Below are 8,179 nucleotides of genomic sequence, written 5' to 3'. Positions count from 1 at the left end.
GTGTATCACCGCCGGCAGCTCGGGACCGCGCACCAGGATCCCGTAGCCCACCAGCCACAGATGCATCACTACGAAGGCAAGGAAGATCGGCAACAGCGAGAGCACCGACTCCTTCACCCCGCGCAGATTCATCGCGACCATGATCAGAACCACCGCGACGCACACGAAGAACTTCAGCCACAACCATCGCGGTGGCAGAAAACTGAAGATGGCGTCGGCGCCGCTGGCAATCGACACCGAAATCGTCAGCACGTAGTCCACCACCAGCGCGCATCCGGAGACCAGGCCGGGATACGGCCCCAGGAGCCTGGTCGCGACGAGGTAGCCGCCGCCGCCAGTCGGAAACAGGTCGATGGTTTGGGTGTAGGAGGCCGAGATGATGAAGACGGTCAGCGCCGTCATCACCGCAAGGAAAACCGCCAGGTACTGGTCGTGGCCGAGCGCGAGGAAGGCCTCTTCCGGCCCGTAGCACGCCGAGCTCAACCCGTCGGAGCCCAGCCCGACCCAGGCCAGAAAGGCGATCAGCGAGAGATGATGGAAAATTCCCGGGTCGCGGACGTCGCGCGGCGGACCGATGATAACGTCGGAAAGCGAGCGTTTAGCGCTACTTGGACCATCGCCGTTGGTTTGTGACGCCATTGTCTCCGAAGCCGAGGTGGGTCAGATACGCAACGCAGTCTAGACGCAAAGCTCTGCGCGGACCAGATCCAGTTGTAACTGCCTGAAATTATTGCCAAATCAGACGGAATAGGCAGCCGCGTCGAGGCCTAATCCGTAGCGCGCCGCGTCGATCAGATTCTGCATCAGCGCCGCCACCGTCATCGGGCCGGTGCCGCCCGGATTCGGCGTCACCCACCCCGCAATCTCCTTCACCTGCTCGAAATCCACGTCGCCCACGAATCTGCCCGGCGCCACGCGGCGAAAGCCGACGTCGATCACGCAGGCGCCCGGTTTGACCATATCGGCCGTGATCAGGAACGGCCGGCCCACGTCGGCCCCCGCGCATGACACGATAATGTCGGCTTCGCGGCAGAGCCCGGCAAGGTCGCGGGTATGGCGATGGCACCAGGTGACGGTCGCGTTGCACATGCGCCCGCCCATGATCAGCGCCATCGGCTTGCCCGCAATATCGCTGCGTCCGATCACCACCGCCCGCGCGCCGTCAACCGGCACGCGGTAATGAGCGAGCAGGGTCAGGACGCCGCGCGGGGTGCAGGGGATGAACCGTCCGCGTTGCGCCCGATAGTAGTTGGCGACGTTGGCCGCGCCCACCGCGTCAACGTCTTTGGCCGGATCGATCGCGTCGAAAAGCGCGAAGCGGTCCACCGTCTCGGGCACGGGCAGCTGGAGCAGGATGCCGCCGACCTTGGGGTCGGCGTTGAGCGCGGCGATCGTCTCGCGCAGGCGGGCGGTGCTGGCCTCGCGCGCCGGTATCGTCACGATTCGGCTCTCGAAGCCCATCTCCTCCGCCATCCGCCGCTTGTTGCGCACGTACTGACGCGAGGCCGGGTCGTCGCCGACCAGGATCGCCGCCAGCGCGGGGACGAGATTGTAGCGGTCCCTCAGCTCGCGCGCGTGGCGCTCGAGTTCCGGGCGCAGAAGCTCGCTCAGCGCGCGCCCGTCCATGATGATCGCGGCCATCGTGCCAGTTACCGAGATATAGTATCGATGCGGCGCACGCAAATCGCACCCCGGCGCCCCGCAAGGTTAAATTTCTGGCAAACGCCGCGCCCGACGCGGGCGCCTGTCGATCGTTGTCAACATCGCGGCGTGGTTGCGCCTCGTTGGCGCTCGGAGCCTCTGATAGAATTGGAAACCAGATGGAGGCGCTGAGGCGCACACCCCTGTTCGCGCTGCACCAGCGGCTCGGCGCGAAGATGACCGCGTTCGGCGGCTTCGAGATGCCGCTGAGCTACGCGGGCATCATCCAAGAGCATCGCGCGGTGCGCTCGCGTGCGGGGATTTTCGATCTCTCCCACATGGGCGAGTTCGAGCTTTCCGGCCCTGGCGCGCTCGACCTGCTCGAGCGCGCGATGAGCAATTCGGCTGCGCGCCTGGCCGTCGGACGCGCCCAGTACACGCTGATGTGCACACCCGAGGGCGGCACGATAGACGACCTGATCGTCTACCGTCTCGCCGACGCGCACTTCATGCTCTGCGTCAATGCGGCCAATATCGCGGGCGACCGCGAATGGCTGCTCGGCCTCGGCGCCGCGGACGCAGGCTTTCGCGATGTCAGCGAGGAGACCGCGCTGGTCGCGGTCCAGGGCCCGCAGGCCGAGTCGACCCTGCGCGCTCTGGGGGCCGAATTGCTCGGCGCGATGCGTCGTTTCGGAGTCGCCGACTGCGAGGTCGCGGGTGTGCGATGCCTCGCGGCGCGCACCGGCTACACCGGCGAGGACGGCTTCGAGCTCTTCACGCCCGCCGCCAGCGCGGAGCGATTGTTTGCTGCAATCCTCGAAGCCGGCGCGCCGCGCGGACTCGTACCCTGCGGACTCGGCGCCCGCGATACACTCAGGATGGAAGCGGGGTTGCCGCTTTACGGCCATGAACTGGACCGCGCGACCTCACCCCTGGAGGCCGGGCTCGGCGCGTTCGTGAAGCTCGGCCGCAACTTCGTCGGCGCGGCGGCGCTCGCAGCTCAACAGCGCGAAGGTCCACCTCGCAGGCTGGCGGGGCTGCGTACGACTGACGGCCGCAGCATCGCGCGTCAGGGTTACAAGGTCCTCCACGATGGGGCGGAGATCGGCGTCGTCACCAGCGGCACTTTCGCGCCGAGCTTCAACCGGCCACTCGCAATGGCCTACCTGGCCGCCGCGGCCGGCGCTCCGGCCACGGTCGAGGTGGAAATTCGCAACCACCGCGTTCCCGCGGACGTGGTCGCCCTGCCCTTTTACCGCCGCGGCGCGAACCTTTAAATACTCGTTGCAATAGTCAGTCCATCAAGCTCCTTGAGGATGTGTGAATAGAATGCGATTTTTTGCCCATACCGAAGACGATGTGCGCGCGATGCTCGACACGATCGGCGCGCGTTCGCTCGAAGAGCTGATCGAGCACGTGCCGGCCGCGATGCGCCGCAGCGCGGCGATAAACCTCGCCTCTGGGATGAGCGAGGCGGAAGTCGCGGCCACGTTGGGAGCGCTCGCCGCGCGCAACCCCGGCGCAGAAGGCTTCGCGAGCTTCCTCGGCTTCGGGATGTACCGCCATTACGTACCCGCCGCGGTGCGTGCGATCACCGCGCGCGCCGAGTTCGCCACCAGCTACACGCCCTATCAACCCGAAGCCAGCCAAGGTACCCTTGCTGCCATCTTCGAATTCCAGACCCTGATAACCCAGCTCACCGGACTCGAGGTCGCTAACGCCAGCATGTACGACGGTGCGGAGGCGGCGGCCGAGGCGGTCCTGATGGCCCATCGCACGGCGCCCAAGCGCACGCGCGTCGCGATGTCGCGCGCGCTCTGGCCCGATTACCGCGCAACCATCCGCACCTACCTAAGCGCCTTCGAAGATATCGAGATCGTAGAGCTGCCGTTCGACGCCAACTCAGGCGTGACCGACGCCGCCGCGCTCCAGCACGCGGCCGACGCCCGCCTGCTGTGCGCCGTCATAGGTTATCCGAACGCCTTCGGAGTGGTCGAACCGCTCGGCCGGCTCGCCGCGGTGGCTCACGATGCGGACGCACTCGCGATTTCGGTCACGGCCGAGCCGCTCGCCCTCGGCCTGCTCAAGTCGCCGGGCCAGCTCGGCGCCGATATCGCCGTCGGCGAAGGCCAAAGCTTCGGCATCGCGCCGCAGTTCGGCGGCCCCGGCGTCGGTTTCATGGCGGCGCGCGCCGCGCACATGCGGCAGATGCCCGGACGGCTGGTCGGCGAGACTCGCGACCGGCTGGGGCAGCGCGCCTGGTGCCTGACGCTTGCGACGCGCGAGCAGCATATCCGGCGCGAGCGCGCGACCTCGAACATCTGCACCAACCATTCGCTGTGCGCCCTGGCGGCGACCGTGTATCTGGCGATAATGGGGCGGCGAGGCTTGCGCGAACTGGCCGCGCGCAACGTCGAACTGGCGCATCGCGCTTTGGCGGCGCTTGCGAAGGTGGGCATTCGCGCGCGCTTCAGTGCGCCGTTCTTCAATGAGTTCGTGGCGGCGGTTGACGATTCCTCCGCAGCGCTGGCGCGCGCCGAACGCGCCGGGATTCTAGCCGGCGTCGCGCTCGACGGATACTGGCCGGAGCTCCGCACGCCGGACGGCGCCGGCGCACTGCTGGTCAGCGTCACCGAAATGAACCACGACGACGAATTCGGGCGGCTCGCCGCCGCGCTTTTGGGAGGGCGATGATGGCCGGGGCGGAGAAGATAAGGGCGCGAGCCGTCGGCTCGCAGCCGCAAGCGGCGGCTAAAGCGCAGCCGGCGGAACCGCTCCCCGGGGTGCCGCTGATTTTCGAGGAGTCGGCCGCCGGGCGCGGCGGCGCCGATTTTCCGCCGCGGGCGGCGGGCCAGCCCCACGGCGCCGAGATTCTGGGCGCCGAGCTTTGCCGCGACGATATCGCGGGTTTCCCCGAGCTCAGCGAGCCGCAAGTGATGCGCCACTTTCTGCGCTTGTCGCAGCTCAACTTCGGCCAGGCCCTGCACTTCTATCCGCTCGGCTCGTGCACGATGAAGTACAATCCAGTGCTCAACGACGAGGCTGCCGCATTGGCCGGCTTCGCCGCGTTGCATCCGACGACTCCCGCGCATCTCGCGCAGGGCGCGCTCGAGCTAATGGCACGGCTGGAGGCAGCGCTCGCCGAGATAACCGGCATGGATGCGGTGTCGCTCCATCCCGCGGCCGGCGCGCAGGGCGAGCTCACCGGGCTCCTGATCGCGCGCGCGTGGCATCGCAAGCGCGCCGCCCCGCGCCGCAAAGTGATCATCCCGGACACCGCCCACGGCACCAATCCGGCAAGCTGCACGCTCGCGGGCTTCGAAGTCGTCGTCGCCAGGTCCAACAAGCGCGGCTTTCTCGAGGCGGCGGAGATTCGCCGCCTGCTTAGCGACGACGTCGCCGCGCTGATGGTCACCAATCCCAATACGCTCGGCATCTTCGAGCCTGAGATCGCCGAGATCGCCGACGCTCTGCACGAGCGCGGCGCGCTGCTCTATCTGGACGGCGCCAACATGAACGCGCTGATGGGCGTCGCCAAGCCAGGCGCTATGGGCGCCGACATCGTGCAACTCAATTTGCACAAGACCTTCTCGACCCCGCACGGCGGCGGCGGCCCGGGGGCGGGGCCGGTCGGCGTCAAACGCCACCTGGAACCGTTCCTGCCGATACCACGCGTGCGCCGGGAGAGCGGGGGCTGGCGCTTCGATTATGAGCGGCCCGACTCGATCGGACGCCTGCGCGCCTTTCACGGCAACTTCGGGATGCTGGTGCGGGCCTATGCGTACATCCTGGCGCTCGGCGGCGACGGGCTTGCCGAAGCCAGCCGGCTTGCGATTCTTGCCTCCAACTATCTGCGCACCCGGCTGGAGCCGCGCTATCCGAGCGCGACCGCCGAACCCACGATGCACGAGTGCGTGCACACGCACGACCTCGAGAAGCGCTCCGGCGTGAGCACGCTGGATATCGCCAAACGCCTGCTCGACTTCGGGATCCATCCGCCGACGATTTACTTTCCGCTCGTCGTGCACGGCGCGATGATGGTCGAGCCGACCGAGACCGAACCGCGCTCGGCGCTCGACGCTTTCGCCGCCGCGATGGAGAAGATCTACAACGAAGCGCTGAGCGAGCCGGAAATGCTGCATACGGCGCCGCATAAACTTGCGCTCTCACGGGTGGATGAGGCCCACGCCGCGCGCCATCCGGTGCTTCGTTGGCAGCCGAAGCGGGGGTAGCTTCAACGCTCGGATAATCATTGAAGCAGCCTTTCACGACGAAACTCGAAAGAGGGGTGAAATGGCTAACCGCTACACACGACGGGAGGTCCTCAGGACGGGCGCGCTGGCCGGCGTCGCCGTAGCGGCTGGGATTTCGAGCCTGCCCCCGGACTATGCGGCGGCGCGCGCTCCGATCGATCCGGCAGCCCTCAAGAAGCTCGGCCGCCGCCTTAAGGGTCAATTGATTCGAGCGGGCGATCCCGGCTATGACGCCGCGAGACGGGTGTGGAATTTCCGCTTCGACCCGCGCCCGGCGGCGATCGTCCGGTGCGCCGAGGGTGACGACGTAAGCCGATGCGTGGATTTCGCGCGGCGGCACGAGGTCGTAGCGTCCGTGCGCTCCGGAGGCCACAGTCAGGCGGGCCTGTCGGTGTGCAACGGTGGTATCGTTATCGATCTCTCGCACATGAAGAGGATCGCCGTCGACCCGCGGCGCGCCATCGCGCGCGCCGAGCCGGGCCTCACGCGTATCGAGTTCGAGCGCACGACACAAAAGCACGGGCTGGTCACGGCGATGGGACAGTGCCAAGACGTGGGAATCGGCGGGCTGGTGCTCGGCGGCGGCGAGGGCGTACTCGCCGGCACGCACGGCGCGGCCTGCGACAACGTGGTCGGTTCCCGCATCGTGCTTGCCGACGGCCGCGCAGTGCAAGCCGACCGGGAACACGGCGCGGATCTGCTATGGGGAATTTGCGGCGGCGCGGGCAACCTGGGCGCCGTCACCGAGCTGACCCTCCGCCTATATCCGCTGCACGAGGCGGTGGCAGGATGGATCTGGTATCCGCTGACTCAGGCGCGCGACGTTCTGCGCGCCTATCGCGGCTTCGCGGCGGGTTCGACTCCGGACGCGCTGTGGACCGAAATAAATCTTACACGGCCTGACGATCGGGAACTGATGCTGGGAGTCTTTGTCTTCCATGGCGATTCGCAGCGCGCAGAGGAGGACCTCGCGCGCGTGCGCAAGCTCGGGCGCCCGCTGAAGGAATCGGTCAAACGCCAGCCATACCTGGATGCCCAGGCGGCGGCGGGTTTTCCGGTCTGGTGGGGGTGGTCTAGCTATCAGCGCTCGGGCTTCGTCCCGGAAATCACTGACGAGCTCATCGGCGCAATCGTCGAGATGCCGCCGCCGCCGGCCGCCGACCTGTGGTTCGCCCACCTCCACGGAGAGATCAGCCGCCGGCCGCTCGACTTCAACGCCTACCATCAGCGGCGCCCGGGCTTCACCTTCTGGGCTGAAGCGGATTGGCAAGGCGCCGAGCCGCGGGAGGCGGTCGCTTGGGTGGACCGAATCTGGAAGGTCGCCAAGCCCGCGACCGACGGGGTTTACGTCAACATGCTGGATGTCGAGCCGGGCCGCGAAAAGGAGGCCTACGGCCCCAACTACGAGCGGCTGGCGCGCCTGAAGGCGAAATACGACCCTGACAATTTTTTCCGCATGAACGTTAACGTCACGCCCGCCTGAGGACACACGGGCCCGGTGCGCCGCCGGAAACGCACGACCGGGCGAGCGCGCCGTGCGAAGGCGCAGCCCTTCCCTTCGGCCGCCCCGGGCCGGCCGGCCTAGCTCGCGCGGGCATTTTGCGTCTAAACTGCCGCCTCATAAAAAGGGGCTCAGCCGCTTAACCAAAATGACCTCGCGCACCAACGCCGACGATCGGGGCGGCAAGCGCACGCTCACCGACCTTATCATCGGTCCGCCGCGCGACGTCCGCGACCCGGGAATTTTCCATCATCTCTCGCTGATCGCCTTTCTGGCCTGGGTCGGGCTGGGCTCCGACGGGTTGAGCTCGTCGTGCTACGGACCCGAGGAAGCCTTCCTCGCGCTCGGCCACGACCAGTACCTGGCGGTTTTCCTTGCGGCCTTGACGGCGCTGACCGTCTTCATCATCTCGGCTTCCTACGCGCAGATCATCGACCTGTTCCCGACGGGCGGCGGCGGCTACCTCGTCGCGACCAGGCTCCTGGGACGGTATCCCGGCCTGGTCTCCGGATGCGCGCTGGTGGTGGACTACGTGCTCACCATCTCGATCTCGATCGCCAGCGGCGGCGACGCTGTGTTCAGCTTCCTGCCGCCGCAATGGCTGCGGTTGAAGTTCTGGGTCTGCATCGCAGTCGTCCTACTGATGGTCGCGATGAATCTGCGCGGGGTGAAGGAGTCGGTGCTCTCGCTGTTGCCGATCTTCCTTGCCTTCGTAGTGATGCATCTGTGGCTGGTGGGCTACGGGATCCTGGTGCGCGGTCCCGAGCTGCCGGCGGTGATACAC

Annotated in this window: 7 protein-coding genes; 5 read left to right on the top strand and 2 right to left on the bottom strand. The window is 67.2% G+C overall.

Features of this window, described 5'->3' with window-relative positions; translation table 11 throughout:
* Together VFB33_17890 and VFB33_17885 are read right to left on the bottom strand one after the other, a co-directional pair.
* Positions 1 to 639: amino acid permease (locus VFB33_17890; protein ID HZO83568.1), on the bottom strand; the 639-nt coding region annotated here is incomplete at its 3' end.
* A 99-nt stretch (positions 640 to 738) separates the two neighbouring features.
* Positions 739 to 1,641, bottom strand: coding sequence for a bifunctional 5,10-methylenetetrahydrofolate dehydrogenase/5,10-methenyltetrahydrofolate cyclohydrolase (locus tag VFB33_17885; protein HZO83567.1), 903 nt, complete (start codon positions 1,639 to 1,641; stop codon positions 739 to 741).
* A gap of 179 nt (positions 1,642 to 1,820) precedes the next feature.
* Between VFB33_17885 and gcvT the strand changes: the two genes are divergently transcribed.
* The 5 genes from gcvT to VFB33_17860 all read left to right on the top strand — a co-directional run.
* Positions 1,821 to 2,918 (top strand): glycine cleavage system aminomethyltransferase GcvT, encoded by a 1,098-nt coding sequence (gene gcvT / locus VFB33_17880; protein ID HZO83566.1) that lies wholly within the window; start codon positions 1,821 to 1,823, stop codon positions 2,916 to 2,918.
* Positions 2,919 to 2,970: 52 nt separating this feature from the next.
* A complete protein-coding gene (gene gcvPA, locus VFB33_17875) occupies positions 2,971 to 4,335 on the top strand; it encodes an aminomethyl-transferring glycine dehydrogenase subunit GcvPA (protein ID HZO83565.1) in 1,365 nt (454 codons plus the stop codon).
* Positions 4,336 to 4,424: 89 nt separating this feature from the next.
* Complete coding sequence (gene gcvPB / locus VFB33_17870) at positions 4,425 to 5,873, top strand: aminomethyl-transferring glycine dehydrogenase subunit GcvPB (protein HZO83564.1); 1,449 nt, start codon at positions 4,425 to 4,427, stop codon at positions 5,871 to 5,873.
* Between the two features lie 61 nt (positions 5,874 to 5,934).
* A complete protein-coding gene (locus VFB33_17865; GenBank protein HZO83563.1) occupies positions 5,935 to 7,377 on the top strand; it encodes an FAD-binding oxidoreductase in 1,443 nt (480 codons plus the stop codon).
* 166 nt (positions 7,378 to 7,543) lie between these two features.
* The coding region (locus tag VFB33_17860) for an amino acid permease (GenBank protein ID HZO83562.1) at positions 7,544 to 8,179 on the top strand (636 nt) is incomplete at its 3' end.

It is taken from the genome of Candidatus Binataceae bacterium (genome assembly GCA_035650475.1).
Lineage (GTDB): Bacteria > Desulfobacterota > Binatia > Binatales > Binataceae > JAKAVN01.
Note: the sequence above shows the minus strand (reverse complement) of the source record. Positions and strands in the feature narration are given on the sequence as shown.